A 25,912-nucleotide genomic window follows, 5' to 3' on the forward strand; every position below is an offset into this window, starting at 1 on the left:
AGATCGAAGGGCCATAACCACCACTCATGCACCGCCAGGGAGCGTCGGCCATCAGTTTTCCTTGCCAACAATGACGTGGCGGTGCATGGCGGTGAGGATCTGTTCCTCGAAGCGCGCCATGGCCGACGACTTGCTCTTGTAGGCGGCCGGGTCGGATGATACCCCGCCGACCAGCACGATCATGCCGTTTTTGGCGGCCAGGTCGGCCGCGAACACCGACATCAGCCCATACGCTTCGCCGAGGTGGCCGACGCCGGCAAACCCGCCGCCTTCGACCATTTGCATGCCCGGCTGGTCGACGAAGTGCTGGTTGCCCAGCCCCCAGTAGTTGAACAGCCCCTTGTCGGTGTCGCCATTACTGCCGTCGAACGACCACTGGCGCGAGAACATCGTGGCCAGGGTGTCGGCGCGCAGGATCTGGCGCCCTTCGTGCTTGCCCTCGTTCATCAGCATCAGCATGACCTTGCCCATGCCGCGCGCCGACATGCGCATGCCGCCCGTCGGGCTGAACGGGGTGGCGTTGGTGCCGATGACATAGCTGTCGATGCCAGCCGGCTTGGCCGGCGGCCGCTTGCTGTAGTCGTCGACCTGGGCGATCCACGGGCCGGCAGAATGCCAGATCTCGGTGTCGGTGGTGCGCTTGCGGTACAGCGTGGCCAGGTTGGACAGGTCTTCGGCCGAGAATTCCGACGGGTTATAGCCGCCGTGCAGGCCCATCGGGTCGAGCAGCAGGCGCTTCATCAGGCGGTCGAAACGCTCGCCCGACACCCGTTCCATGATCGTGCCGATGACGCCCCAGTTCAGGTTCGAATAAGTGAAATAGCGGCCGGGCGGCGCAGTGGGCGCCCACATCGCGCCATTTCCATACAGTTCGCCGCCAGCCAGCAGCAGCGATTTCAGCGAGGTGGCCGCGGGGAAGGAATAGCCGAGGTCGTCGCGCAGCGTCGACGTGTGGTTCAGCAGGGTGCGCAGCGTGATGGGCTGGTTCGGGAAGTGCGGATTGCGCAGCGGATAGCCCAGATAGTCGCCGGCGTCGGCGTCGAGCGCCAGCTTGCCGTCTTCCACCAGGCGCATCACGCCCAGCGTCGTCATCATCTTGGAAATCGACGCCATCCGGTACAGGGTGCGCTCGTTGGCCGCTTTCGAGGGCGCGCCGTGGACCCCGATGGAGCGCATGCCGGTCTGGAATTCGTAGGCGATCTTGCCGTCGCGGATCGCCAGCACCGACATGCTCGCCAGCTGCAGTGCCGGCGCCCGCGAGATCGCCGTCAGCGCGGTATCGAGTTCGCCGTATGGCGCCGGCGGCACCGCCACCGAGGTCTTGGCCGAACCGCCGAACACCTGGCCTACGCCGCCCAGCAACGCCATGCCCAGTACCGCCCGTCTGCCTTGTTTCATGCTGTCTCCGTCATTTGTTGTTCACCGAGCATAGTTTGGCGCCCTCGCCGCTGCCAATGAAATGTACATCGCGCGCCATAACCTTTTAGTATATTCGTGGGCCTTTCTTTCATGCGCCGCGAATATTCAGCGTTAAATATTGCAATTACACTGGGCTCGCAGCACCATTACCGGACTCGTCAGCATAAGCGGAATCGCAATGAGCAACAGCATCACCGACTTCAGGGTCGACCTGAACGACAATTCACCCTTGTATATGCAGGTCGCGCGCAAGCTGATCCAGGATGTGCGCGAGGGCCGCTATCGGGTCGACCAGGCGCTGCCGTCCGAGCGCCTGCTGTCGGACCAGCTCGATATTTCCCGCGTCACCGCGCGCAAGGCGATCGACCAGCTGGTCGAGCAGGGCCTGGTGGTGCGCCGCCGCGGCTCCGGCAATTATGTCGCGCCGCGCATCGAGCAGCCGCTGTCGAACCTGTCCAGTTTCTCCGAGCAGCTGGAGCTGCGCGGCTACCGTGCCGGCTCGCGCTGGCTCAAGCGCGCCATCGCCATCGCCGCCGCCGACGAGCAGCTGAGCCTCGGATTGCCGTCGAACACCCGGGTGGCGCGGCTGGAACGCCTGCGCCTGGCGGACGACATCGTGATGGCCTATGAGGTGAGCGTGATTCCCGCTACCGTCCTGCCGCGCCCGGAAAGCGTCGGCGACTCCCTGTATGCGCACCTGGACAAGACCGGCCACATGCCGGTGCGCGCCCTGCAGCACATCCGCGCGATGAACGCGCCGGCTACCCTGGCCGAGCAGCTCGGCATCCCGGAAGGCAAGGCCGTGCTGTTCATCACCCGCGTCGGCTACCTCGACTCGGGCCAGGCGGTCGAGCTGACCCATTCGTATTGCCGCAGCGATCATTACGATTTCGTGGCCGAGATGAGGCGTGTTTCATAACTTTTCGGAATAACTACGGGCAATCCTTTCATGGGGCGCCCCGCAAATTTGGTATTACACTGGTTTTATCGGATTGCTATCGGGCGGTAGTCGCTTGCGCAGTCCCTCCGACGAATGCGATGCGCAGCGAGCCCCAGATGCTAAAAACCGAAACCCCCGACCAGCAGCACGCCGAACTCGACCAGTATCCGACCGTTGAGCTGGTCAATACCCTGGTCGATGACCAGATCAACGCCGTCAACGCGGTCCGTGCGGCCGCGCCGCGCATTGCCGCGGCGGTCACCGCCGCGCTGCCGCGTATCGAAGCGGGCGGACGGCTGATTTATGTGGGCGCCGGCACCTCGGGCCGCCTTGGCGTGCTCGACAGCGTCGAACTGTACCCGACCTTCTCATGGCCGACCGAGCGCGCCGTCGCGCTGCTGGCCGGCGGCCACAAGGCGATGTTCGTCGCGGTCGAGGGCGCCGAAGACGACGTGGCCCAGGGCGAAGCCGACTTGCTCGCCGTCAACGCCGGACCGAACGACGTGGTGTTGCTGATCGCGGCATCGGGCGGCACCCCGTATGTACTGGGCGCGCTGCGCGCCGCGCGCCGGCTTGGCGCGCTGACGGTCGGCTTTGCCAACAACACCGACGCGCCGGTCGCCAACGAAGCGGAGATCGGCGTCACGCTCGATACCGGATCGGAGATCATTTCCGGCAGCACGCGCCTGAAGGCGGGCACCTCGCAAAAGATCGCGCTGAACACGTTCTCCAGCGCTTTAATGGTGCGTTTGAACAAGGTTTACGGCAACCTGATGGTAGACTTGAAGCCCACCAACGCCAAGCTGATCCGGCGCGCGGTCCGCCTGACCATGATTGCCACAGGCGCCGACGAAACGGCAGCGCGGGCGGTGCTGGAACAATGCGATTTCCATGTCAAGGTTGCCGTCGTGGCCCTGAAGCGGAACACCGATGTACCACAGGCCAGGGCCTTGCTCGATACGGCGCGCGGCAGCGTGCGCCGGGCACTCGCCGCATAAGATGCGGGGGGCCTCCGCCTCCCTCGTTCAGAAAGAATTATGCAAAACGCGCAAGTGAGAAATCCGTGGGCATGGATTCCGACGCTGTATTTCGGCCAGGCCATCCCCTACGTTGTTGTGATGACCTTGTCGGTCACCATGTACAAGAACCTCGGCATTTCGAATGCCGACATTGCGCTGTATACCAGCTGGCTGTACCTGCCATGGGTCATCAAGCCGCTGTGGTCTCCCTTCATCGACATGTTCCGCACCAAGCGCTGGTGGGTGGTCGGCCTGCAAGGCCTGATTGCCGCGTCGCTGGCGCTGGTGGCATTCACGATCGAGATGCCGTCGTTCTTCCAGATCAGCCTTGCCGTGCTGTGGCTGATGGCGTTCAGTTCCGCCACCCATGACATTGCCGCCGACGGCTTCTACATGCTTGGGCTCAAGCAGCACGAGCAGGCCGCGTTCGTCGGCGTGCGCAGCACCTTCTACCGGCTGGCCAATATCGCCGGCCAGGGCTTGCTGGTCTATCTCGCAGGCGAACTGATCAAGTCGACCGGCGACGTCGCCTACGCCTGGTCGGCGGTGTTCTTCGTGCTGGCCGCGATGTTCATCGCGCTGTTCGTGTACCACCATTTCATCCTGCCGCGTCCGCCATCGGACCACGCCGTGGTGCAAGGCGACAATTACCTGAAAGAGTTCTTCGCCACCTTCGCCAGCTTCTTCCGGCGCAAGGATATCTGGATGATCCTCGGCTTCATCCTGACGTACCGGCTGGGCGAGGCGCAGCTGATCAAGCTGGTGACGCCGTTCCTGATGGACCCGGTCACCGAGGGCGGCCTCGGCCTGACCACCTCGCAGGTCGGCATCGCCTACGGCACCGTCGGCGTCACCGCGCTGACCCTCGGCGGCCTGGCCGGCGGCTTCCTGATCTCGCGCCTGGGCCTGAAGCGCTGCCTGTGGCTGATGGTGTTCTCGGTGCACTTGCCCGACCTGGTGTTCGTCTACCTCGCCAGCGAGCAGCCGCAAAGCATCTATGTGGTGTCGGCGGCGCTGGCGATCGAGCAGTTCGGCTACGGCTTCGGCTTCACCGCCATGCTGCTGTACATGATCATGGTGTCGGAAGGCGCCCACAAGACCGCGCACTACGCGATCTGCACCGGCCTGATGGCGCTCGGAATGATGGTGCCGGGCATGTTCAGCGGCCGTATCCAGGAATACCTGGGCTACCAAAACTTCTTCATCTGGGTTTGCGTGGCGACGATTCCGGCATTCATCATGGCAGCCTTGGTCAAGATCGATCCGGAATTCGGGAAGAAGCAATAAGGGATGGCACCGGCAGGCAGGCTCACGTCGCTCGACGCATTCCGCGGTTTCACCATCGCCGCCATGGTGCTGGTGAATAACCCGGGCGACTGGTCCAGCCTGTATCCGCAACTGGCGCATGCCAAGTGGCACGGCTGGACCTTCACCGACCTGATCTTCCCGTTTTTCCTGTTCATCGGCGGCGTCTCGATGGCGCTGTCGCTGGGGCGGCTCGCCGCCGCCGGCGCCGACAAGCCGCAGCTGCTGGCCAAGCTGGCCAGGCGGGCCGCGCTGATCTTCCTGATCGGCTTCCTGCTCAACCTGATTCCCAATTTTAATTTCGACACCGTGCGGATTCCTGGCGTGCTGCAGCGCATTGCCCTGTGCACCCTGCTGGCCGCGCCGATCGTCGTGTATTTCAGCTGGCGCGCCCAGCTGGTGTGGATCGCCGGATTGTATGCGTTCTACAGCGTGCTGATGCTGGCCGTGCCGGTACCCGGCATTGGCGCCGGCGTGCTCGAACCCGGGCAGGACTTCGGCGCCTATCTCGACCGCATGCTGCTCGACGGCCACATGTGGGTGCAATCCAGGACCTGGGATCCGGAAGGCATGCTCAGCACCCTCCCTGCCGTCGCCAGCCAGCTGCTGGGCGTGCTTGTGGGGCGCTGGTTGCTGGCGCGCCAGCCGCGCACCGACCAGACCGTCTGGATGCTGCTCGGCGGCCTGTTGCTGGTGTGGCTGGGGCTGATCTTCGACAGCATTCTCATGCCGATCAACAAAAGCCTGTGGACACCGTCGTACAGCCTGCTGGCGGCCGGCTGGGCCACCGTGCTGTTCGCCGCGTTCTACTGGCTGCTCGATGTCAATCCGCATGCCGCCGTGCGCGCGGCGGCAGCGCGCTGGACCAAGCCGTTCGTCATCTACGGCATGAACGCGCTGTTCATTTTCGCGTTCTCCGGCCTGGTGGCAAAGATGTTTGGCTTCATCAAATTCGCCCAAGCCGACGGCACCACTGTGTCGCTCGGCAAGAGCCTGTATGCACCGATTCGCGCACTGCCGATCGCGCCGGTGAACACGTCTTTGCTTTATGCTTTGCTGTTTAACGCAGGCATGTTCGCGCTCGCATGGTGCATGTGGCGCAAGAAGTGGTTTGTAAAAGTTTAATAAATAGAATATTGAGGGGAACGATAGTGCAGCCTGATTTGAAAAAACGCGCCTTTGCGCTTGCGGGAATTGCCGGCGCGATGGCGATGGGCGGACTGCTCACCAGCTGCACCTCGGTGCGCCCGGCAGCGCCGGGCGTCGCCACGCCGGGCGCCGACATGCCGGTCGCCAAAGCGCCGCTGACGGTGCCGGCGGTGGGCAAGCAGAGCGAACCGCCAGCGGCGCCGCGCGAATTCCGAGCGGCATGGGTGTCGACGGTGGCCAATATCGACTGGCCGACAAAACAAAACCTGAGCGCCGCGCAGCAGCAGGCTGAAGCCATCGCCATCCTCGACCGCGCCAAGGCCATGAACATGAACGCGATCGTGCTGCAGGTGCGTCCGAGCGCCGACGCGATCTACCCGTCGAAGCTGGAGCCATGGACCGAGTACCTGAACGGTGCGCAAGGCGAAGCGCCGAAACCGTGGTACGACCCGCTCAAGTTCTGGGTGACCGAAGCGCATGCCCGCGGCCTCGAGCTGCATGCCTGGTTCAACCCCTACCGCGCGCGCCATGCGACCGCCAAATCGCCCAATGTCGCTTCGCACATTTCGCGCAGCAACCCAACCGCGGTAAAAACCTACGGCAAGTTCCTGTGGATGGATCCGGCCGAGGAATCGGCCTCGAAGCAGACACTCGACGTCATTCTCGACGTGGTGCGCCGCTACGACATCGACGGCGTGCATCTCGACGACTATTTCTATCCGTACCCGATCGAAGCGCCCGGCCAGACCGGCGCCGAAGCGGCTGCGCTGGATGGCTCCGCGCCGAAGACCGAACTCGATTTCCCGGACCAGCCGGCCTGGGACCGCTATGTGCGCGGCGGCGGCAAGCTCGACCGCGCCCACTGGCGCCGCGACAACGTCAACCGCCTGATCAAGGAGATCTACGCGGGCGTGCACCGCGAGAAGAGCTGGGTTCGCTTCGGCATCAGCCCGTTCGGCATCGCCCGTCCGGACCGCCGCCCACCGACGATTTCCGGCTTCAGCCAGTACGACAAGCTGTACGCCGACGCCGAGCTGTGGCTCGAAAACGGCTGGGTCGATTATTTCGTGCCGCAGCTGTACTGGCCGATTTCGCAAACGCCGCAGGCGTATGACACGCTGCTTGACTATTGGCTGGCGCAAAATCCGAAAGGCCGCCACGTCTGGCCAGGCCTGTTCACCAGCCGGATTGGCGCGGCGACACGGTCGTATGCGCCGGCCGAGGTGCTCAAGCAGATCCAGGTCACGCGCGAGCGCCCTGCCGCCACCGGCCACGTGCATTTCAGCATGGCCGCGATCATGCAGAACCGCGAAGGCATTGCCGACCAATTGCACGCGGTGCACTACACGGTGCCTGCGCTGGTGCCGGCGACGCCATGGCTGGGTAACATGGCCCCTGGCACGCCAACCGTGCGCGCCACCCGCGCCGCTGGCGGCGTCAAGCTGAAGATGGCCCCGGGAAAGGCCGCCGCCCAGTATGCAATCTGGTCGCGCCATGGCGACCAGTGGAAATTCGCGGTCGCGCCAGGCGCGGCAACGGAGTTCACGGTGGCTGATGATGCGACGTTGGGACCAGCGAGCGCCGTCTTCGTGAGCGCGGTGGACCGCCTCGGCAATGAAGGCAAGCGCGTGTCGGTGTCCGGCATCGCAGCGAAATGATGCAGCGCCGATGCGCCCATGGGCGTAACCGCCCTACCTATAGTTGATGTTGAGATTTAAAGCGGAACAAAAGATGAATAAGCTCGGCCTTGGCATCGATGCAGGCGGGACGCAGACGCGTTGGGCCTTGGCACGTCGCGACGGCAGCATCGTTGCCGAAGGCCAGGTCGCGGGCCTGTCCGCCCTGCAGATGGGCAGCACCGACGGCCGCGACCGCGTGCACGCCAGTTTCAGCGAACTGGCCGCCGCCGCGCTGGCGCACGGCCGTCCCGGCCGCGTGTCCGCCGGCCTGACCGGCTTCGGCGGCGATGGCGCGGTGCTGCAAGCCTGGCTCGGCGACCTGTTCGGCATCGCGCCGTCCGCAGTGACCCTCTGCAACGACATCGAAATCGCTTATCTCGACAGTTTCAAGCCCGGCGAAGGCTACCTGGTCTACGCCGGCACCGGCTCGATTGGGGCCTGGATCGACGGCGCCGGCGAGTTCCACCGCGCCGGCGGGCGCGGCGTGATGCTCGACGACGGCGGCGGCGGTTTCTGGATCGCCCGCGAAGCGCTGCGCCACATCTGGCGCGCCGAGGACGAAGACCCGGGCTGCTGGGAAAAATCGCCAATGGCGCGCGCCGCCTTCGACCACATCGGCGGCAGCGACTGGTCGCTGTCGCGCCAGTTCATCTACGGCCAGGAACGCGGCGAGGTCGGCAAGCTGGCGCTGGCGGTCGCCGCGACCGCCGGGCAAGACCCGGTTGCCGCCCGCATCCTTGACGAAGCTGGCCGCGAACTGGCCCGCCTGGCCAGCGCACTGACGCGCCGCTTCGGCCCGCGCCCGGTGGTGCTGGCCGGCCGCGCCTCGGCACTGCACCCGTCGATCGCCGCGTCGATGCGCGCGGCATTGCCGGCCAACATACAAATGACCCACACGGTCGGGCGCGCGCACCACGCCGCTGCCCGCATCGCCGCACGCGCCAACGATTAACTTTACGGAATCGACACATGAAGAAGCTGCTCTCCCTCTCCCTGATTGCCCTGCTCGCGGGCTGCGCCACCGGGCCGCGCATCGACAAGTCGCTGACGGCCAAAGGCCAGAGCAGCCGGGTCAAGTTTGTCGTACTGCACTACACCGTGGCCAACCTGCCAAGCTCGATCAAGATCCTGACCCAACAGGTGGTCAGCAGCCACTACCTGCTGACCGACGAGAAAAAGCCGGTCATCTACGGCTTGGTCGACGAAACGCGCCAGGCCAACCACGCCGGCGTGTCGAACTGGAAGAACTACAGCTTGCTCAACACCAGCTCGATCGGCATTGAAATCGTGAACCCGGGCTTTACCGAGACCGCCGATGGCAAGCGCATCTGGTACCCGTTCCCGAAAGAACAGATCGACGAGCTGATCCCGCTGCTGAAAAAAATCGTCAAGGACCACAATATCCCGCCGGAAAACATCATCGGCCACGCCGACATCGCGCCGCAGCGTAAGCAGGACCCGGGCCCGATGTTCCCATGGCATGAACTGGCGAAGCACGGCCTGACCGTATGGCCGGACGCCGCCAAGGTCGCCGCCGCCAAGCCTGGCTTCGAGCAGTTGCTGCCCGACGCGCTGTGGTTCCAGGAAAAGCTCGGTACCTTCGGCTACGCGGTGGCGCGCACCGGCCTGCTCGACAAGGAAACACGCAACGTGATCACGGCGTTCCAGATGCGCTTCCGTCCGATGACCATCGACGGCAACCCGGACGCCGAAACCGCGGCAATGCTGGAAGCGCTGGTGCCATCGCCGCCTGTTGCGGCGCCTGCGCCAGTGCCCGTGCCGGCGGTTCCTGCGGTGCCAGAGCCGGTCGTTCCGCCCCAAACCTGATATCGACACGAGGATCACGCCATGCGGCTGCGCCATATAGAAGTATTCCACGCCATCATGCAGGTCGGCACCATCAGTGGCGCCGCCCAGGTCCTGCACATCTCGCAACCGGCGGTGACCAAGGTGCTGCAGCATGCCGAACTCCAGCTCGGCATGCCGCTGTTCGAACGGGTGCGCGGCAAGCTGTACCCGAAGCCGGAAGCGCACCGCCTGTTCGTCGAAACCGAAAAGCTTCACCGCGACCTGCAGGGCATTCGCCGCCTCGCCGCCAGCCTCAAGGGCCGCGCGCTCGAAACCGTGCGGCTGGTATCGACGCCGACCATCGCGATCAGCGTGCTGCCCGAGGCGATGACCATGTGGCGGCGCGAGTATCCGGAAACCCGCTGCGAGCTTGGCACCCACCACACCAGCGAGATCGTCAACACCTTGCGCCTTGGCGAAGCCGACCTCGCGCTGTCGTTGCAAGACCCGCGCCACCCGGGTATCGTGGCCGAACCGATCGCCCAGGGCGTGCTGACCGTGATCGCGCCCGCGCGCACCTGGACTGACGAAGAATGCCTTCAGCCGCTCTCGGCTGAAGGGCTCACAGGTGAGCTGATCGGCATGACCGACAACGACCCGCTCGGCGAGCTGCTGGTTGCCTCTTGCGAAGCGCAGGGCATCCACCCGGTGTTCAACACCGTGGTGCAGACTTACCAGATCGCCCGCTCGCTGGTCGAGGCCGGCGCGGGCATGGCGGTGGTCGACCCGTTCACCGCTGCTTCTGCCAGCGACAAGCTGCAGCGCCGCGCGTGGGCGCCGGCGATTCCGGTGCAGCTTTATCTGCTGACCGCCAGCCATTCGCCGCTGTCGCACGTCGCGCGCGAACTGGCCAACAGTATCGGCGCGACCGCGCGCAAATGTATTGAGAGGGGATGTTCGTGATTCAAGGTATTGCCAGCGAAGATATCGAAAGCAGCCAGGAGTTCCGCCACCTGTCGACGATTGAAGGAATCGCTGTTGAACTACGTTATGGCACGCCGAACAATTTCGTCGGCCGTGATTTGTATTCGCCGTTCGACTGTGCATGGCTGCACCGCGACGCCGCGGCCGGGCTGGAAAAAGTGGTCGCATGGCTGGCCGGCAGGCGGCCGGGATACAAGCCGCTGATCCTCGACGCGTTGCGCCCGCAGCGCGTACAGCAGCAGCTGTGGGACGCGCTCGACGGCACCGACCTGCGCATGTACCTGGCCAATCCCGAACGCGGCTCGATTCATTCGTTCGGCATGGCGCTGGACCTGACGATTCTCGACGAGCAAGGCCGCGAGCTGGATATGGGGACCGGTTTCGATGACCTGAGCGAAAAATCGCATCCGGCGCTGGAAGCGCAGCTGCTGGAACGCGGCGAGCTCACGGCCGAGCAGATCGCCAACCGCCAGCTGCTGCGCGACGCGATGGCCCACGCCGGGTTCATGGGGATCAACAGCGAATGGTGGCATTTCGATTGCGGCGACCGCGAACAAGTGCGCCGCACCTTCAGGCGCGTGCTCTAACGACTCAGCTTTCGGGATCGTAGCCGAATTCCCGGAGCTCTTGCGCGCAGCGGCAGGCTGCGGCAATCTTTGCGGCCCATTCAATCGCAGCTTCCCTCGATGGAAGCTCGAGCACACAGAAGCCTCCGTCAAGCTCCCTGGTTTCGCGGTATGTCTCGGCGGTGCAGCGTCGATCCGCTGCGACCATGGCTGGCGCGACGTCGCTGTTGATTCCTCCGCCAAACACATACACGCCAGCGGCCTTCGCCTGTCGAATCACCGCATGCGCGGCTTCGCTGACCGCAGGCAGGTCCTCAGCAGTCACATCCATCGCGCTGGCAGGGAAAGAAATGAGAAACTTAGTCATAAGTCGTTGCTCCTTAGTGAACGGTGAGTGCGTCGTTTACCCCACGCCGATATTGACGATCGGTACCCAGTCGGAAGCTGATCAGGCAGGGCGTCGGGCATGAACAAACCGATCCGCACATGCTCTTCGCTTATGCGCGGCACAAAGTCGCTGGTCAGCACGCATGCATAGGTCTCGATGAACACATGCTTTCCCGGTATGACCTCAAACAGGTAACTGTCCAATAATTCGCCGGCCTTCACGGCGACATCAAGTTCCTCGCGCACCTCGCGCTCGACGCATTGGCGCGGCGTCTCGCCGATTTCGATCCGTCCGCCCGGAAGCTCCCATTCGTCGCGTTCGTTCATCAGCAGCACCACTTCACCAGATGGCGTCGCGAAAACGCCTTTGATCGAGACCGTAAACATCCTATGCGCCCGCCATCTCGGCCAGCTTGGCGATGGTATTCATGTTGCGCGCGGTGCCGCTTGCCGCAGCCGGGATCTTGAGCTTGGACGTGCCACTGCCGCCCGGATACGTGACATAGATCTCGCGCTTGCCCAGGGCCAGCAATTCGTCCCGCTGCCCGCGTGTGGCGTCGATGGCGTCGGCGGGCGGGGCGGCATCGAGAAAGATCGCGAACGTCAGATTGGGAGCGCACTCCCTGAACGGATTGCCGTTGAGCACTGCGGCCATTTCCGGCCCGGTGCGGATCATGACACCGACCGGCTTCCCGGCATAGTCTTCGAGGCTGGCCGCGAGCTTTTTCGCGACCGCTTTCTCGCTCAAGGCGCTGTCGAAAACCACGTTGCCGCTTGCGATATAGGTGCGCACATTGGTCAATCCGGCCGCTTCGCACATCGTGGTCAATTCGCTCATCGGCAGTTTTCCGGTTCCGCCGACATTCACGGCGCGCAGCAGGGCGATATAGGTGGTCATGCGTGTGCCTTGTCGAGTTCTTTGAGATAGATGCCGTAGCTGACGCCATGGATATCCGGTGCCGCGGCGAGCCAGGTGAAATCCATGCGCTGGTACATCGGCAGCGCCACCTTCATCAGTTCACTGGTGTGCAGGGCAAAGCTGCGTGCGCCATCGCGCCGCGCGCGCGCCAGGCATTCCTCGGCTAGCGCCCTGCCCACACCATGCCCGCGTGCCGCCGGCGCCACCACCAGCATGCGCATGACGGGCCATTCAGGACGGAAGAAAGGGGCCTTTTGCTTGAAGGGGCCGAGATAGGCGACTGCACCGACGATGTCGCCGGCCAGTTCGGCCACGATGATTTCGCCGGTTTCGGACAGGTCCGACATAGTGGAGATTTTGGCGGAGAAAACCGGCCAATCGGTGTAGGCGTCCCGGAATTGCGAAAACGCCGAGACGGCGAGTTCGTCGATGCGCCGGGCATCGCCGGGATGGTAATTCCGAAGGTTCAACGCAGGCCCCTTTTTAGCCGATTTGGTATGTCAGGTTAACATACTGCGGCGGCTAAAAGGGGGGAGCCAATGTCGTGGGAGATTACTCCCAGCCGCCGCCCAGCGAGCGAATCAGCGCCACGGTGGTGACGGCGCGGTCGCCGCGCAGCAGCACCGCGTTGCGTTCGACGGCCGACAGGTTGCGCTGCGCATCGAGCAGGTCGAGGTAGCTCGAACGTCCGGCGTCGTACAGCTTTTGCGCCAGGTCCGCCGAGCGGCGCGCCGATACCACGGCGGCGTCGATCTGCGCGGCCTGTCCGGCCAGGATGCGCAGGCCGGCCAGATTGTCTTCGACCTCCGCGAACGCCACCAGCACGCTCTGGCGATACGAGGCCACCGACTCTTCCAGCACCGCCTCGCTGCGCGCGATGTTGGCCTTGTTGCGGCCACCGTCGAGGATTGGCGCCGACAGCAGCGCGCCAACCACCCACGAACGGCTGCTCCACTTGAAGACATCGGACAGGCTGGCCGACTCGCCGCCGCCGCTGCCGGTCAGCGCCAGTACCGGGAACATCGCCGACTTGGCGACGCCGATGCGGGCGTTCGATGCGATCATCGCGCGCTGCGCGGCGGTGATGTCGGGACGGCGCTCCAGCAGCTTCGATGGCAGGCCAGCTGGAATCGAAGGCAGTCCGGCGTCGGCCAGCGGCTTGTCTTCCGCCGTAAAGGACGACGCAGGCTTGCCCAGCAAGACAGCCAGCGCGTGCTCGTTCTGCGTGCGCTTGCGCTGCACGCCAATGGCTTCGGCCTTCGCAGTGGCCAGCTCGGTCCTGGCGCGGGCCAGGTCGAATTCACCGATGTCGCCGTTGTCGTAGCGGCTCTGGTTGACCTTGACGCTTTGCGTGCGCAGTTCCACCGCCCGGTTCAAGGTCGCCAGCTCGGCGTTCGCGGCCTGCAGCCTGAACCAGGTTTGCGCCACGTCCGCCTGCAGTGCCAGCAGCACCGATTTGTAGGTCGCTTCGGATGCCTGCGCATCGGCCTGCGATGCGCTGCTGCCGGCGGCGAGGCGGCCGAACAGGTCAACCTCGTAGCTGGCGGTCAGCGCCGCCTGGTACGAGGTGCTTGCTGCCACCGGCGTGCCTTCGGGCAGGCCGAGCGATACTGCCGATGGGCGGCCGCGCTGGCCGCCGACACCCACGCCCAGCTGGAAGCCGCGTTCCGCATCGGTGATGCCGGCGATGGCGCGCGCCTGCTTCACGCGCGCCGCCGCCACCGCCAGGCTGGCGTTGGCGCGGGTGGCTTCGTCGATCATGCTGGTGAGCGTCTGGTCGTCGAAGGCGAGCCACCACTGGCCGCGCGCCTGCGCTTCGGCCGGCTGCGCCGGCTTCCACTGGGTGCCATCGGGCGCTTGTACTTCTTTGAACGCCTGCGGAACATCCACCTGCGGCTGTTTCAGTTCCGGCACCGTGGAACACGCAACCAGCAGCAGGGCGAGCAGCAGCGGCGAGAGTCGTCGAGTGAGCTTGTTCATTACACGGTTCCTTCCAGTTTCGCGGCGACTGCCACAGGTGTTTTCTTCTTGCCCAGGCCATCGGCGAAGGTACGCAGGATGACGTAGAACACCGGCGTCAGGAACAGGCCGAAGAAGGTCACGCCAAGCATGCCGCCAAATACCGCGACACCCATCGCATGGCGCATTTCCGAACCGGCACCGGTGGAGAACACCAGCGGCACGACGCCCATGATGAAAGCGATCGATGTCATCAGGATTGGACGCAGGCGCAGGCGGCAGGCTTCCAGCGCGGCTTCGACGATGGTACGGCCATGGTCTTCCAGTTCACGCGCAAATTCGACGATCAGGATCGCGTTTTTCGACGCCAGTCCCACCAGGACGAACAGGGCAATCTGGGTGAAGATGTTGTTGTCGCCGCCAGTCAGCTTCACGCCGATCAGCGCGCACAAGATCGACATCGGCACGATCAGGATCACCGCCAGCGGCAGGGTCCAGCTTTCGTATTGGGCAGCCAGTACCAGGAACACCAGCAGCACGCACAGCGGGAACACCAGGACCATCGTGTTACCGGACAAAATCTCCTGGTAGGTCAGTTCGGTCCATTCGAAGCTCACGCCTTTCGGCAGCACTTCAGCGGCGATCTTCTCGAGCGCGGCTTGCGCCTGTCCGGACGACACGCCAGGGGCCGGGCCGCCGTTGATGTCAGCCGATACGTAAGCGTTGTAGCGCTGTACGCGGTCCGGGCCATAGCTGTCTTTCACCGTCATCAGGGACGACAGCGGAATCATCTCGCCCTTGTCGTTGCGGACTTTCAGCTGGGCGATCTGCTCCGGCTGCGAGCGGAACTGCGCGTCGGCCTGCACCCGCACCTGGTAGGTGCGGCCGAACTGGTTGAAGTCGTTCACGTACAGCGAGCCGAGGTTGATCTGCAAGGTCTGGTAGATCGTCGCCAGCGGCACGCCGAGCTGCTTGGCCTTGACGCGGTCGACATCGGCGAACAGCTGCGGCACGTTGATCTGGAAGCTCGAGAACACGCCTGCCAGCTGCGGGTCCTGCCAGGCCTTGCCCTGCAGCGCCTGTACCGATTTATACAGCTCGTCGTAACCGACGTTGCCGCGGTCCTCGACCATCATCTTGAAGCCGCCGATGGTGCCAAGGCCGTTTACTGGCGGCGGCGGGAACACCATGATGAAGGCGTCCTGGATCTCGCCCATGCGCTTGTTGATCTCCTGCGCGATCTCCGGGCCGGACAGGCCTTTGCCGGTGCGCTGGTCGAACGGCTTGAGCGCGGTGAACACGATGCCGGCGTTTGGCGCGTTGGTAAAGCCGTTGATCGACAGGCCCGGGAAGGCAATCGAGGACTCGACGCCAGGTACCGTCGCGGCGATGTCGGACATGCGGCGGATGACCGCTTCCGTACGGTCCAGCGAGGCCGCGTCAGGCAGCTGGGCGAAGCCGACCAGGTACTGCTTGTCCTGCGCCGGAACGAAGCCGCTTGGCACAGCCTTGAACATGAATACCGCGGCGACGGTCAGCAGCACGTACACCGCCACCGAGATGCCTTTGCGCTTCAGGACCACATTGACGCCGCCTTCGTAGCGGGTCGATGCGCGCCCGAAGAAGCGGTTGAACCAGGCGAAGAAGCGGCCAAATACCTTGTCCATGCCACGGGTCAGCGCGTCTTTCGGCGCACCGTGCGGCTTGAGCAGGGCGGCGGCCAGTGCCGGCGACAGGGTCAGCGAGCTGAATGCCGAGATCACGGTCGAAATTGCAATGGTCAGTGCGAACTGGCGGTAGAACTGGCCGGTGAGGCCGGCGACGAAGGCAATCGGCACGAACACGGCGCACAGGACCAGCGCGATGGCGATGATCGGGCCGCTGACTTCCTTCATTGCCTGTACCGTCGCTTCACGCGGGGTCAGGCCGGCTTCGATATTACGTTCAACGTTTTCGACCACCACGATCGCATCATCGACCACGATACCGATGGCCAGCACAAGGCCGAACAGCGACAGCGTGTTAATCGAGAAGCCAAGGCCCAGCATCACCGCGAAGGTGCCGACGATGGATACCGGCACTGCCAGCAGTGGAATAATCGATGCGCGCCACGTCTGCAGGAAAACGATCACCACCAGCACCACCAGCGCGACGGCTTCAAGCAAGGTGATGATGACCGCGTTGATCGATTCACGCACGAATTGGGTAGGATCGTAGACGACGCTGTAGTCCACGCCTTCCGGGAAGTTCTTCTTCAGTTCGGCCATGGTGGCGCGCACGTCTGCCGAGAGCTGCAGTGCGTTGGCGCCAGGGGCTTCGAACACCGCGATTGCGGCTGCCGATTTGTTATTGAGCAGCGAGCGCAGTGCGTACGAGTTCGAGCCCAGCTCGAGGCGGGCGACATCCTTCAGGTAGGTGATCGCGCCATCGGTGCCGGTACGGACCACGATCGCACCGAATTCTTCGACCGAGGTAAGGCGGCCCTGGGTGTTCACGGTGAGCTGGAAGTCGGCATCTTTCGATGGCGACGCGCCGATCACACCGGCGGCGACCTGCACGTTCTGTTCGCGGATCGCGCCAACGACATCGGACGCGGTCATGCCGCGCGCGGCGACTTTCTGCGGATCGAGCCAGACGCGCATGGCGTAGTCGCCGGCGCCGAACAGCTGGACTTCGCCCATGCCGTTGATGCGCGCCATCTGGTCTTTGACGTTCAGCACCGCGTAGTTGCGCAGGTAGACGTCGTCGTAGCGGCCGTTTGGCGAAACAAGGTGGACCACCATCGTCAGGTTGGGCGAGCTCTTGACCGCGGTGACGCCGATCTGGCGCACCTCTTCGGGCAAGCGAGGCAGGGCGCGCTGGATGCGGTTCTGCACCTGCGACTCGGCCTGCTCGACGTCGGTGCCGACCTTGAAGGTGACGGTCAGCGCCAGCGAACCGTCGGAGGTCGACTGCGACGACATGTACAGCATGTTTTCGATGCCGTTGATCTGCTCTTCGAGTGGATTGGCGACGGTTTCGGCGATCACCTTCGGGTTCGCGCCAGGGAACTGCGCGCGCACCACCACCGATGGCGGCACCACGTCGGGGTATTCCGAGATTGGCAGGTTGAAGATCGACAGCAGGCCGGCGACGAAAATGATGATCGACAGGACGGCCGCGAAAATCGGCCGGTCGATGAAGAATCTGGAAAAGTTCATGATTTATTCCTTGGCTGCGGCAGCCGTTGCGGCCACTTTCAGTTCTGTCTTGCGGCTCGCTTCCATGGTCACCAGCTGCGCATTGACGGTCGCACCTGGCATCACGCGCTGCAGGCCGTTGACCACGATCTTCTCGCCTGGCTTGACGCCGCTACGGACGATACGCAGGCCGTCAATCGTCGGACCCAGCACCACAGGGCGGTATTCAGCCTTGTTGGCGGCGCTGATCACGTAGACGAACTTGCGGTTCTGGTCGGTGCCCACCGCGCGGTCGTTGATCAGGATCGCGTTCGACTGGCTGCCGGCGCTGCCGCCCAGCTGGACGCGTGCGAACAGGCCCGGCACCAGAAGGTTGTCGTCGTTGTTGAACGTGGCGCGCATGCGTACGCTGCCGGTTTCGGAGTCGAGGCGGTTGTCGACGAATTCAAGCTTGCCTTCATGCGGGAAACCGGTTTCGTTGGCCAGGCCGACCTTGACCGCTACCGGCGCGCCTTTGTGGGCGTCGCGGCCGACCCGCAGGTAGGTCGCTTCATCGCCGTCGAAGGTCGCGTAGATCGGATTGTTCGAGACGACCGAAGTCAGGATCGCGGTCGGATCAACCAGGTTACCGGTGGTGATCTCGGCTTTCGATACACGCCCGGTGATCGGCGACTGCACCTTGGTGTAGGCGATATTCAGGCGCGCGGCTTGCAGCGATGCCTGGGCGGCGCGCACATTGGCGTCCAGTTCCTTCAGCGACGAGGCCTTCTCGTCGAACTCGCGCTGCGCGATGGCCCTGTCGGCCAGCAGGCGCTCGGCGCGGTCAAGTTCAAGCTTGGCCAGGTCGGCGCGCGCCTTCGCCGAATTGGCGGCAGCTTCGGCGCGGCTGGCTTCAGCCTGGAATGGGCGCGGATCGATTTCAAACAGCAGGTCGCCTTTCTTGACCAGGCTGCCCGGCTTGAAATAGACCTGGGTGATGAAGCCGCCGACGCGGGCGCGGATGTCGACGCGCTCGACCGCTTCCAGGCGGCCGGAGAACTCCTGCGTTTCGGTGACCGGCTTTTCGATGACCAGGGCGGCAGTGATTGGCGGGGCCGCCGGTGCCGCGCCAGCGGTGTTGGCGGTTGCGTTGTCGCAGCCGGAAAGCACCGCGGCTGCCAGGCCGGCGATGGCCAGGGCGGCAGTCAGCGGCTTGGCAAGGACGGAGATTCGATGCGCTGGTTTCATGATGTTTCCTTTTTTTAGTCGAAAAGTGGCCCCGGCCCGGCCGTGTGAAGGGCTGAACGCAAAGTCGAAGGTAAAGCGGTCCCCGGACGCCTTGATAAAGGCGTCGCAGGGGTGAAAGTGGAGTTACGTCAGGAGGTGCTCAGGGGGCCGTCGAGGGTTCCCAGGAAGCGTGATATTTCGGTAAGCGCGGCGCCCTCGCACGCGCACTCGTTACGGGCGGCTGCGTCCTGGACCGATACCGGCACCAGCCGCTTCATCGTGGTCGACACGCCGCAGCTGGTGAGCTTGGCGCCGTATTGTTCAGCCTCGTCGCGCAATGGGTCGTCTTCGGCGGACAGGATCAACGCCGGCGGCAGGTTGCGCAGGCGGCTCGACTGCAGCGGCGACGCGTATGGGTGGCTGCGGTCTGCCGCATTCGGCAGGTAGCCGCGGTAGCTGGCGGCGCAGCTGTTGGCCACGTCGAGCGTGTCGGCGCCGGGCGCCACTTCGCGCATCGAGCAGGTCGACAGGCCAGGGTCAAGCATCGGCATCACGAGCACCTGGCCGACCAAGGCCGGCGCGCCGCGGTCGCGCGACATCAGCGTGCAGACGGCTGCCAGGTTGGCGCCTGCTTCGATACCGGCGACCACCATGCTCTTGCCGGTCCAGCCGATACTGCTCTTGTTCTTTTTTGCCCACTTCAGCACCGCATGCGCATCTTCGACCGCGGCCGGGAATGGCTTTTCGCCTGCCAGCGTGTAGCGCGATGCCAGTACGGCATAGTCAGGCACGCATTCCACCAGGCGGCAGAGGAACTGATCGCTCTCATCGAGATCGCCTTCGACAAAGCCGCCGCTATGGAAAAACACCATCAGCCGGTCGACCTTCTTGCGCGCGCCGCTCGAATACACGCGCGCTTCGAGCGGACCCTCGGCGCCCTGCACCTGGATTTCGCGGCGCGCGACGTTGATGCAGGCTTCAACTGGCTTGTTCATTACAGTGCCTTCTTGTTGTTGCTGCCCTGCTCGGCGGCGGGCGCGACAGCGAACAGGTCATGTGCGAGTGCATCAAATCCGATCGCCTCGGCGCGTGTCGCCTGTGGGAAATGGCCGGTGAACAAAGTACCAGTCAACATCAATACGCCCAACAGGACGGTTGCTACAGCAACGATTCCATTTTGATAACGCATGATCATATTCCTTCGGCTTGGATTTATCTGGATCAACTGACACAGTACGTACACTGTATATTCAGATTAGAATCTGATAAAGATGGCAAAACCGAATTGATTGTTCAGAAATCGGAACAATGAGGGATTTATGAATAAATTGCAGGCGATGGAAGTGTTTGTACAGGTGGTCGATGCGGGCGGATTCACGCGTGCCGCGGAGAACCTCCAGATGCCGAAAGCGACCGTTTCAACCTTGGTTCAAGGGTTGGAGCAAGCGCTGGCCGTCAAGTTGTTGCACCGCACAACGCGACAGGTGCATGTCACGACCGATGGTGCCGCATATTATGAACGATGCCTGCGAATCTTGTCGGACGTGAAGGAAGCGGAGGAGTCGCTGTCGCGCAACCGCGCCAGTCCCAGTGGACGGCTGCGCATCGACGTGTCGACCGGCATGGCCAGCCAGCTGCTGATTCCCGCGCTGCCGTCGTTTTTCGAGCGCTATCCCGACATCCTCCTCGACATGGGCTGCAGCGACCGCCCGGTGGACCTGATCGAAGAAAACGTCGATTGCGCGATCCGCGGCGGCGAGTTGCCCGATTCCGGTCTGATCGCGCGCCGGCTCGGCCTGATGGAGTTTGTCACCTGCGCCAGCCCCGCCTACCTCGAGCGGTTCGGACGCCCGCTTCATCCGCAGGACCTGGTCGCGCATCGCTGCGTCAATTACTTCTCGTCCAAGACCGGCAAGGTGTTCGAGTGGGATTTCATCCGCGACGGAGAAACCGTCAAGATTGCCGGGCAGGGCAACCTGGCGGTCAACGATTCGACCGCTTACCACAGCGCCGGCATGGCGGGGCTGGGCATCGTACAGATGGGAACCTTCACCGCCGAGCCTTACCTTGCATCCGGCCAGCTCGAACTTGTCTTGCCAGGCTGGACGACTGCGCCACTGCCGATCAGCGCGGTGTATCCGCAAAACCGCCATTTGTCGGCCAAGGTGCGCGTGTTTGTCGAGTGGGCCGCCGACCTGTTCCTCACGATGCCGACTCTGGCGCCGCGCTAGCCGCCGGCGCGTTTGGGCTTGAAGCCGCGGGTTTCGAGCTCGGCCACGATGCGCTCGCAGTGGTCGCCCTGCACTTCCAGCACGCCATCCTTGACGGTGCCGCCCGAGCCGCAGGCCGAGCGCAGTTGCTTGCCCAGCGCGTTCAGGGCGCCGGCATCGAGCGCCAGGCCTTTTACGAGCGTGACGGCCTTGCCGCCACGGCCTTTGGTTTGCAGCATCACGCGCACCTGGCCGTCGCCCACGGGCTTTGATGCCGCCTTGCAGGTGCAGTCGGCGAGCGGCTTGCGGCATGCCGGGCACATGCGGCCGGTTTCCGTCGAATAGACCAGGCCGCCAATCGCGCTACGTGCCATTCGCCGCGCCCGAACGTGCCACCCAGTCGACCAGCGCGTCAAGCGCGGCGCGGCCCTTGCCGTCCTTGACTTCGTCGCTGTTGATCATCGCCACCACGATGCACAGCTGGCCTGTGGCGTCGGGCACGTAGCCCGCCAGCGCGACGACATCGCGCAGGGTGCCGGTCTTCATGCGCGCGCGGGTGGCGGCCGGGCTGTCCGGCAGGCGCCGGCGCAGGGTGCCGTCGACCGCGGCGATCGGCAGGCTGGCCTGGAACTCGGGCGCCCATTTGCTGCGCAGGCCCGCTTGCAGCAAGCCGGCCATTTGCTGCGGCGTGATGCGCTCCAGGCGCGACAGGCCGGAGCCATTTTCCATCACCAGCCCGGTATCGTTGATGCCTTGCCCGCGCATCCAGTCGCGCACCGCCAGGTCGGAACGGACGAACGTGGTCTGGGTGTTGACGCCGGCGATCGGGCGGCTGCCGAGCACGGTGTCGGCTTGCAGCGTGCCCAGGCTCAGGAACACCGTGCGCGCCAGCGCGTTGTCGGACGGCTTGTTGATGTCGCGAATCACTTCCGGCAGCGCGCGCGAGAGGTGCGCGGCCAATACCTTGGCGTCAAGGGGCGCGCTGCCTTCGATGACCGGCCCTTTCAGGCCGCCGCCCAGCTGCTTCCAGGTGAGGCGGAACAGGCGCTCGACGTAATCCTGGCGGTCGAGCACATTGATGCTGTTGGTGCGCGCGCAGTCTTTCGGGAAAGTGCCATTGAGTACGATGCGGATGCGCCCGTCGTTGTCCTTCTTTACTTCCGGCTGCTTCCAGCCATCTTCCCACTTGGCGCAGTCGCCGTCGATCAAGGTCATCGCCGATTCGATGCCGACCCGGTCGAGCGCCGGTTCCATCGCCAGCTTGATGCCCTTGGCGGTGGAGCGCATGTCGATTTGCAGCATGTTCTTGTTGACCAGCAGCGCGTCGGGAATGACGTTGTAATACGCTTCGGGCGATTCGTCGAACGGCGGCACGCCGACATCCAGGCGCGATGGATTGAACAGGCTGCGGTCGAGGATGACTTTGCCGTCGATCTTGCGGATGCCCTGGTTGCGCAGCGCCTGCAGCATGCGGCGCAGCACGTCGCCATCAAGGTCGGCGTCGGCGCCGCCGCGCAGCACCAGGTCGCCCTTCAGGTGGCCCGCGACGATCTCGCCGTTGCTGAGCAGTTCGGTGCGGCCCCGGAACACCGGGCCCAGCTGTTCCAGTCCGACCAGCGTGGTTACCAGCTTCATCGTCGAGGCCGGGGCCATCGGGCGTTCAGGCTGCTGCGACACCATGATGGTGTTGCCGCGGATGACCAGCGCGCTCATCGCGCTTTCCGGAATGCCGTTGGTGGCAAGCACGCTGCTGACCGGTTGCGGCAGTTGGGCGTGGGCGGCAACGCTCCACGCGAGCAGGGTAACGAAGGCGGTGCGACGCAGCATGGGGCTCCTTAACCGAAGAAGAGATAGGCGACGAATACGGCGGCGACCATGCCGGCGACATCGGCGATCATGCCGGCCGAGATCGCATAGCGGGTCTTGCGGATGCCGACCGAGCCGAAGTACAGGGCGATGATGTAGAAGGTCGTGTCGGCCGCGCCTTGCATGATGCTGGACAGGCGGCCGACGAAGGAGTCGACGCCGTAGGTTTTCATCGCATCGATCATCATGGCGCGCGAACCGCTGCCCGACAGCGGCTTCATCAGTGCAGTCGGCAGCGCGCCGGTCCAGTCGTTGCGCAGGCCGAGCGAGGCGAGTACCCAGTTGACGCCGTCGACGATCATGCCCAGCACACCGGAATTGCGCACCACGCTGATGGCGACGAGCATGCCGACCAGGTAGGGAATGATGTTCAGCGAGGTCTGGATGCCGCCCTTGGCGCCTTCGATGAAAGCCTCGTACACATTGACCCGCTTGCGCAGCGCAGCGAAAATGAACGTGACGATGATCGAGAACAGGATCAGGTTGGCCGTGACCTTCGAGAACAGTTCGATTTCAGGCTTGGTCATGAATTCGGCGATGTACCAGACCAGCGCGCCGATGAGCGCGGTGCCGCCGCCCAGCCAGCCAAGCACCACCGGATGGAGCAGGTTGAGGCGCTGGCGCAGGCCGACCGTGATGATGCCGACCAGGGTGGCCACATAGGTCGCGATCAGGCAGGGAATAAAGATGTCGGACGGGTCGGCGGCGCCGAGGATGGCGCGCTGGGCCATGATCGACAGCGGAATCACGGTCAGGCCCGAGGTCTGGATCACCAGGAACATGATCTGCGCGTCGCTGGCTTCGTCCTTTTGCGGGTTGATTTCCTGCAGGCTCTCCATCGCCTTGAGGCCGAACGGCGTTGCCGCATTATCGAGGCCAAGCATGTTCGCCGAGAAATTCATTACCATGTGGCCGGTGGCCGGATGGTCTTTCGGCACCCCGGGGAAGATGCGCGAGAAGAAGGGGGCGATGATGCGCGCGATGAAACCGACCGCGCCGGCTTTTTCGCCGATGTTCATGATGCCCAGCCACAGGGTCATGATGCCGGCCAGGGGCAAGGCAATGTCCATCACGCTGCTCTTGGCCGAGTCGAACGTGCCGTCGATGACACGCTTGAAGATCTCCGTGTCGCCCATGAAAATCCACTGGGCCAATGCAGCAAGGAAACCTACAAGAAAAAATCCGGACCAGATGTAATTCAGCATGAGTACTCTTCTTGCGTGTGGGATAGATGAAGATTGTGCAGCGAGAGTATAGGCGCAGGCCGGGGCGAAATGATGAAAGAATGCACCATGACTATGCAAAAAAGTTATGCAGCAAGCAGCGCATTTCATTGACGCGGGCGATCACGGTGGCGCTGGCTCGCATATGATACGCATCGACCAACCCGGACTATCCCGATGAAATTGCGCAAAACCGTCGTCGCCGCCCTGCTTGCAGCCTGCTGTGCCGGCGCCCCGGCCACCGCGGCGCCGCAGCCCCAGGTGCTGCATACCTTCCTGTCCACCAGCGAGACCGGGCTGGACCCCGCCGTGGCGTCCGATATCGCCACGCTCAGCCTGCTGGAAAACCTGTTCGACCCGCTGCTGCGCTACGACTACCTGGCGCGCCCGCTCAAGCTGCGCGAAAACACGCTGACGGCCATGCCGGCGGTATCGGCGGACGGCTTGACCTACACGTTCAAGATTCGCCCAGGGATCTTCTTCACGCCCGATCCCGCGTTCAAAGGGAAGAAACGCGAGATGACGGCGGCCGACTATGTTTACAGCTTCACGCGCCTGTACGATCCGGCGCTGAAATCGCCGTGGCTATTTTTATTTGAAGGAAAAATCGCCGGGGATACGGAGCTGAAGAAAAACTTCAGCTATGCCAAGGGCATTCCCGGCCTGCGGGCGCTCGACCGCTACACCTTGCAGATTCGCCTGAGCGCGCCGGACAACAATTTCCTGCTGTACCTGACCACCCCGGCGTCCGGGGTGGTGGCGCGCGAAGTCGTCGACGCCTATCCGGGCCAGGTCGGCAATCACCCGGTCGGCACCGGCCCGTTCATGATCGGCGAATGGAAGCGCAGCGACCGCATCGTGCTGCTGGCGAACCCGGACTCGACCGCCGTGTTCAAGGGCACGCCGGGCGACAACCCGCAGGACCAGGCGATCGCCGCGGCGCTCAACGGCAAGCGCTTGCCGCTGCTCGACCGGGTCGAAGTGAAGATCGCCGAGGAATTCCAGGGCCGCATGCTCGGTTTCCTCAGCGGCGAATACGATTACATCGAGCAGGTGCCCGAATCGATGACCGACATGGTTATCGACAATGCCAGGCTGAAGGAATCGCTGGTCGAGCGCGGCATGGAACTGACCCGTTTCCCGGTGCTGCAAACCTATTACATGTGGATGAATACCGAAGACCCGGTGATCGGCGGCTATACAAAAGAGAAGGTTGCCCTGCGACGCGCCATTTCCCTCAGTTATAACGGCGCGGAAGACATCGCCCTGCTGAAGAAGGGTTTCGCGATCCGTGCCGAGTCGCCGCTGCCGCCCAACGTGCTCGGCTACGATCCCGCCTACCGCAGCCCGGTCGCCTATAACCCGGTGCTGGCCAACGCCCTGCTCGACCGCTTCGGCTATGGCAAGCGCGACCCCGATGGCTTTCGGCGACAGCCGAACGGGCGCGATACTGCCCCGCTGACCCTGACGATGCACAGCGAAGCCACGGTGGGCGGGCGCCTGCGCGACGAGCTATGGCGCAAGAACCTGACCGCCATCGGCCTGCGCACTGTGTTCCGCAGCGACAAGAAGACCGAGATCATCAAGGCGTCTCGCCTGGGCAAAGTGCAGATGTTTGAAAGTAACTGGATCGCCGACTTTCCGGACGGCGACAATTTCTATCAATTGCTCTACGGTCCCAACAGCGGGCGCGCCAATTACGCGCGCTTCAACCTGCCGGCCTACAACCAACGCTACGAGCAGGCCCGCAAGCTGGCCGATTCGCCCGAACGCCAGCGCCTGTACCGCGAGATGAACCAGCTGATCCATGCGTATAACCCATGGGTGCCGCTGACGCACCCGATTTCGGCCGATATCCGCCACCCGTGGCTTAAAAACTACAAGCGCCACCCTGTCGAGTTCACTACCTGGCGCTATCTGCAGCTAGACCTTGCACTGCGCGAGCGCCTCGGTAGAATAGCCCGGTAATGTTGTAAGGCAATACATTCCCGTAAGTTATGGTTGCCGCCGGAATTTTCATTGGCACGCCTTGTCTTGCTGCGCGTACTCTGAAATCACCAATAGCGTAATGCCAAGCACATTACCCGATATGCATACCTGCACAGTCAGGTTGC

At 63.8% G+C, this 25,912-nt stretch carries 24 protein-coding genes; 11 read left to right on the forward strand and 13 right to left on the reverse strand.

Annotated features, from left to right (window positions below; all coding sequences use genetic code 11):
* Window positions 1-51: 51 nt before the first annotated feature.
* Window positions 52-1,398: a serine hydrolase domain-containing protein gene (locus I4X03_RS03510; protein WP_223465671.1), complete on the reverse strand. Its 1,347-nt coding sequence runs from the start codon at window positions 1,396-1,398 to the stop codon at window positions 52-54.
* A gap of 199 nt (window positions 1,399-1,597) precedes the next feature.
* Between I4X03_RS03510 and I4X03_RS03515 the strand changes: the two genes are divergently transcribed.
* From I4X03_RS03515 to I4X03_RS03555, 9 genes are all read left to right on the forward strand, one after another.
* Window positions 1,598-2,338, forward strand: a complete 741-nt coding sequence (locus I4X03_RS03515; protein ID WP_223465680.1) for a GntR family transcriptional regulator — start codon at window positions 1,598-1,600, stop codon at window positions 2,336-2,338.
* Between the two features lie 119 nt (window positions 2,339-2,457).
* A complete protein-coding gene (gene murQ, locus I4X03_RS03520) occupies window positions 2,458-3,357 on the forward strand; it encodes an N-acetylmuramic acid 6-phosphate etherase (protein WP_223465690.1) in 900 nt (299 codons plus the stop codon).
* 39 nt (window positions 3,358-3,396) lie between these two features.
* Window positions 3,397-4,665 (forward strand): AmpG family muropeptide MFS transporter, encoded by a 1,269-nt coding sequence (locus I4X03_RS03525; RefSeq protein ID WP_223465692.1) that lies wholly within the window; start codon window positions 3,397-3,399, stop codon window positions 4,663-4,665.
* Between the two features lie 3 nt (window positions 4,666-4,668).
* Window positions 4,669-5,808 (forward strand): acyltransferase family protein, encoded by a 1,140-nt coding sequence (locus tag I4X03_RS03530; RefSeq protein WP_223465695.1) that lies wholly within the window; start codon window positions 4,669-4,671, stop codon window positions 5,806-5,808.
* 38 nt (window positions 5,809-5,846) lie between these two features.
* Window positions 5,847-7,490: a glycoside hydrolase family 10-like protein gene (locus I4X03_RS03535; RefSeq protein ID WP_307735330.1), complete on the forward strand. Its 1,644-nt coding sequence runs from the start codon at window positions 5,847-5,849 to the stop codon at window positions 7,488-7,490.
* Window positions 7,491-7,563: 73 nt separating this feature from the next.
* On the forward strand, window positions 7,564-8,463 hold the full coding sequence (locus tag I4X03_RS03540; RefSeq protein ID WP_223465697.1) for an N-acetylglucosamine kinase: 900 nt from the start codon (window positions 7,564-7,566) through the stop codon (window positions 8,461-8,463).
* Window positions 8,464-8,480: 17 nt separating this feature from the next.
* On the forward strand, window positions 8,481-9,338 hold the full coding sequence (locus I4X03_RS03545) for an N-acetylmuramoyl-L-alanine amidase (protein WP_223465698.1): 858 nt from the start codon (window positions 8,481-8,483) through the stop codon (window positions 9,336-9,338).
* Between the two features lie 21 nt (window positions 9,339-9,359).
* Complete coding sequence (locus I4X03_RS03550) at window positions 9,360-10,262, forward strand: LysR family transcriptional regulator (RefSeq protein WP_223465700.1); 903 nt, start codon at window positions 9,360-9,362, stop codon at window positions 10,260-10,262.
* Window positions 10,259-10,870, forward strand: a complete 612-nt coding sequence (locus I4X03_RS03555; protein ID WP_370660478.1) for a M15 family metallopeptidase — start codon at window positions 10,259-10,261, stop codon at window positions 10,868-10,870. The genes I4X03_RS03550 and I4X03_RS03555 overlap by 4 nt, the downstream gene beginning before the upstream one ends.
* Before the next feature lie 4 nt (window positions 10,871-10,874).
* Here the strand turns inward: I4X03_RS03555 and I4X03_RS03560 are convergent, their stop codons facing one another.
* The 9 genes from I4X03_RS03560 to I4X03_RS03600 form a co-directional block, all read right to left on the reverse strand.
* Complete coding sequence (locus tag I4X03_RS03560) at window positions 10,875-11,216, reverse strand: YciI family protein (protein WP_223465713.1); 342 nt, start codon at window positions 11,214-11,216, stop codon at window positions 10,875-10,877.
* Complete coding sequence (locus I4X03_RS03565; RefSeq protein ID WP_223465715.1) at window positions 11,213-11,623, reverse strand: NUDIX domain-containing protein; 411 nt, start codon at window positions 11,621-11,623, stop codon at window positions 11,213-11,215. The genes I4X03_RS03560 and I4X03_RS03565 overlap by 4 nt, the downstream gene beginning before the upstream one ends.
* 1 nt (window position 11,624) lies before the next feature.
* Entirely contained in the window at window positions 11,625-12,134 is a 510-nt protein-coding gene (locus I4X03_RS03570) for a DUF1697 domain-containing protein (protein WP_223465717.1), read from the reverse strand.
* Window positions 12,131-12,625 carry a GNAT family N-acetyltransferase gene (locus tag I4X03_RS03575; RefSeq protein ID WP_223465720.1) on the reverse strand — a complete coding sequence of 165 codons (495 nt, stop codon included), beginning with the start codon at window positions 12,623-12,625 and terminating at the stop codon, window positions 12,131-12,133. Before I4X03_RS03575 ends, I4X03_RS03570 begins: the two co-directional genes overlap by 4 nt.
* 82 nt (window positions 12,626-12,707) lie before the next feature.
* Window positions 12,708-14,135: an efflux transporter outer membrane subunit gene (locus I4X03_RS03580; RefSeq protein ID WP_223465722.1), complete on the reverse strand. Its 1,428-nt coding sequence runs from the start codon at window positions 14,133-14,135 to the stop codon at window positions 12,708-12,710.
* Window positions 14,135-17,314: an efflux RND transporter permease subunit gene (locus I4X03_RS03585; RefSeq protein ID WP_223465724.1), complete on the reverse strand. Its 3,180-nt coding sequence runs from the start codon at window positions 17,312-17,314 to the stop codon at window positions 14,135-14,137. Before I4X03_RS03585 ends, I4X03_RS03580 begins: the two co-directional genes overlap by 1 nt.
* A gap of 3 nt (window positions 17,315-17,317) precedes the next feature.
* Entirely contained in the window at window positions 17,318-18,520 is a 1,203-nt protein-coding gene (locus I4X03_RS03590; RefSeq protein WP_223465726.1) for an efflux RND transporter periplasmic adaptor subunit, read from the reverse strand.
* 128 nt (window positions 18,521-18,648) lie between these two features.
* Window positions 18,649-19,494, reverse strand: a complete 846-nt coding sequence (locus I4X03_RS03595) for an alpha/beta hydrolase (protein ID WP_223465728.1) — start codon at window positions 19,492-19,494, stop codon at window positions 18,649-18,651.
* Window positions 19,494-19,688 carry a hypothetical protein gene (locus I4X03_RS03600; protein ID WP_223465730.1) on the reverse strand — a complete coding sequence of 65 codons (195 nt, stop codon included), beginning with the start codon at window positions 19,686-19,688 and terminating at the stop codon, window positions 19,494-19,496. Before I4X03_RS03600 ends, I4X03_RS03595 begins: the two co-directional genes overlap by 1 nt.
* 130 nt (window positions 19,689-19,818) lie before the next feature.
* Here I4X03_RS03600 and I4X03_RS03605 point away from each other — a divergent pair, with 130 nt between their 5' ends.
* On the forward strand, window positions 19,819-20,730 hold the full coding sequence (locus I4X03_RS03605; RefSeq protein ID WP_223465732.1) for a LysR family transcriptional regulator: 912 nt from the start codon (window positions 19,819-19,821) through the stop codon (window positions 20,728-20,730).
* Here the strand turns inward: I4X03_RS03605 and I4X03_RS03610 are convergent.
* Genes I4X03_RS03610 through I4X03_RS03620 form a run of 3 tightly spaced genes read right to left on the reverse strand, consistent with a single transcriptional unit; the run spans window position 20,727 to window position 23,780 of the window.
* Window positions 20,727-21,083: a translation initiation factor Sui1 gene (locus I4X03_RS03610; protein ID WP_223465734.1), complete on the reverse strand. Its 357-nt coding sequence runs from the start codon at window positions 21,081-21,083 to the stop codon at window positions 20,727-20,729. The genes I4X03_RS03605 and I4X03_RS03610 overlap by 4 nt on opposite strands.
* The gene (gene dacB / locus I4X03_RS03615) at window positions 21,073-22,536 is read right to left on the reverse strand and encodes a D-alanyl-D-alanine carboxypeptidase/D-alanyl-D-alanine endopeptidase (RefSeq protein ID WP_223465739.1); all 1,464 of its coding nucleotides are present in this window, start codon (window positions 22,534-22,536) and stop codon (window positions 21,073-21,075) included. Before dacB ends, I4X03_RS03610 begins: the two co-directional genes overlap by 11 nt.
* 8 nt (window positions 22,537-22,544) lie before the next feature.
* Window positions 22,545-23,780, reverse strand: a complete 1,236-nt coding sequence (locus I4X03_RS03620) for a spore maturation protein (RefSeq protein WP_223465740.1) — start codon at window positions 23,778-23,780, stop codon at window positions 22,545-22,547.
* A 195-nt stretch (window positions 23,781-23,975) separates the two neighbouring features.
* Between I4X03_RS03620 and I4X03_RS03625 the strand changes: the two genes are divergently transcribed.
* Window positions 23,976-25,766 (forward strand): ABC transporter substrate-binding protein, encoded by a 1,791-nt coding sequence (locus tag I4X03_RS03625; protein WP_223465743.1) that lies wholly within the window; start codon window positions 23,976-23,978, stop codon window positions 25,764-25,766.
* Window positions 25,767-25,912 lie beyond the last annotated feature (146 nt).

The organism is Massilia soli (assembly GCF_016809835.1).
GTDB lineage: Bacteria > Pseudomonadota > Gammaproteobacteria > Burkholderiales > Burkholderiaceae_D > Telluria_A > Telluria_A soli.

Excerpts from the sequence above, each read along its gene's own strand:
- I4X03_RS03550 (WP_223465700.1), top strand. The coding sequence starts at position 9,360 with ATGCGGCTGCGCCATATAGAAGTATTCCACGCCATCATGCAGGTCGGC.
- I4X03_RS03625 (WP_223465743.1), top strand. The coding sequence starts at position 23,976 with ATGAAATTGCGCAAAACCGTCGTCGCCGCCCTGCTTGCAGCCTGCTGT.
- I4X03_RS03545 (WP_223465698.1), top strand. The coding sequence starts at position 8,481 with ATGAAGAAGCTGCTCTCCCTCTCCCTGATTGCCCTGCTCGCGGGCTGC.
- I4X03_RS03570 (WP_223465717.1), bottom strand. The coding sequence starts at position 12,134 with ATGACCACCTATATCGCCCTGCTGCGCGCCGTGAATGTCGGCGGAACC.
- I4X03_RS03510 (WP_223465671.1), bottom strand. The coding sequence starts at position 1,398 with ATGAAACAAGGCAGACGGGCGGTACTGGGCATGGCGTTGCTGGGCGGC.
- dacB (WP_223465739.1), bottom strand. The coding sequence starts at position 22,536 with ATGCTGCGTCGCACCGCCTTCGTTACCCTGCTCGCGTGGAGCGTTGCC.
- murQ (WP_223465690.1), top strand. The coding sequence starts at position 2,458 with ATGCGCAGCGAGCCCCAGATGCTAAAAACCGAAACCCCCGACCAGCAG.
- I4X03_RS03560 (WP_223465713.1), bottom strand. The coding sequence starts at position 11,216 with ATGACTAAGTTTCTCATTTCTTTCCCTGCCAGCGCGATGGATGTGACT.
- I4X03_RS03620 (WP_223465740.1), bottom strand. The coding sequence starts at position 23,780 with ATGCTGAATTACATCTGGTCCGGATTTTTTCTTGTAGGTTTCCTTGCT.
- I4X03_RS03530 (WP_223465695.1), top strand. The coding sequence starts at position 4,669 with ATGGCACCGGCAGGCAGGCTCACGTCGCTCGACGCATTCCGCGGTTTC.
- I4X03_RS03540 (WP_223465697.1), top strand. The coding sequence starts at position 7,564 with ATGAATAAGCTCGGCCTTGGCATCGATGCAGGCGGGACGCAGACGCGT.
- I4X03_RS03580 (WP_223465722.1), bottom strand. The coding sequence starts at position 14,135 with ATGAACAAGCTCACTCGACGACTCTCGCCGCTGCTGCTCGCCCTGCTG.
- I4X03_RS03565 (WP_223465715.1), bottom strand. The coding sequence starts at position 11,623 with ATGTTTACGGTCTCGATCAAAGGCGTTTTCGCGACGCCATCTGGTGAA.
- I4X03_RS03595 (WP_223465728.1), bottom strand. The coding sequence starts at position 19,494 with ATGAACAAGCCAGTTGAAGCCTGCATCAACGTCGCGCGCCGCGAAATC.
- I4X03_RS03585 (WP_223465724.1), bottom strand. The coding sequence starts at position 17,314 with ATGAACTTTTCCAGATTCTTCATCGACCGGCCGATTTTCGCGGCCGTC.
- I4X03_RS03590 (WP_223465726.1), bottom strand. The coding sequence starts at position 18,520 with ATGAAACCAGCGCATCGAATCTCCGTCCTTGCCAAGCCGCTGACTGCC.
- I4X03_RS03610 (WP_223465734.1), bottom strand. The coding sequence starts at position 21,083 with ATGGCACGTAGCGCGATTGGCGGCCTGGTCTATTCGACGGAAACCGGC.
- I4X03_RS03605 (WP_223465732.1), top strand. The coding sequence starts at position 19,819 with ATGAATAAATTGCAGGCGATGGAAGTGTTTGTACAGGTGGTCGATGCG.
- I4X03_RS03525 (WP_223465692.1), top strand. The coding sequence starts at position 3,397 with ATGCAAAACGCGCAAGTGAGAAATCCGTGGGCATGGATTCCGACGCTG.
- I4X03_RS03515 (WP_223465680.1), top strand. The coding sequence starts at position 1,598 with ATGAGCAACAGCATCACCGACTTCAGGGTCGACCTGAACGACAATTCA.
- I4X03_RS03600 (WP_223465730.1), bottom strand. The coding sequence starts at position 19,688 with ATGCGTTATCAAAATGGAATCGTTGCTGTAGCAACCGTCCTGTTGGGC.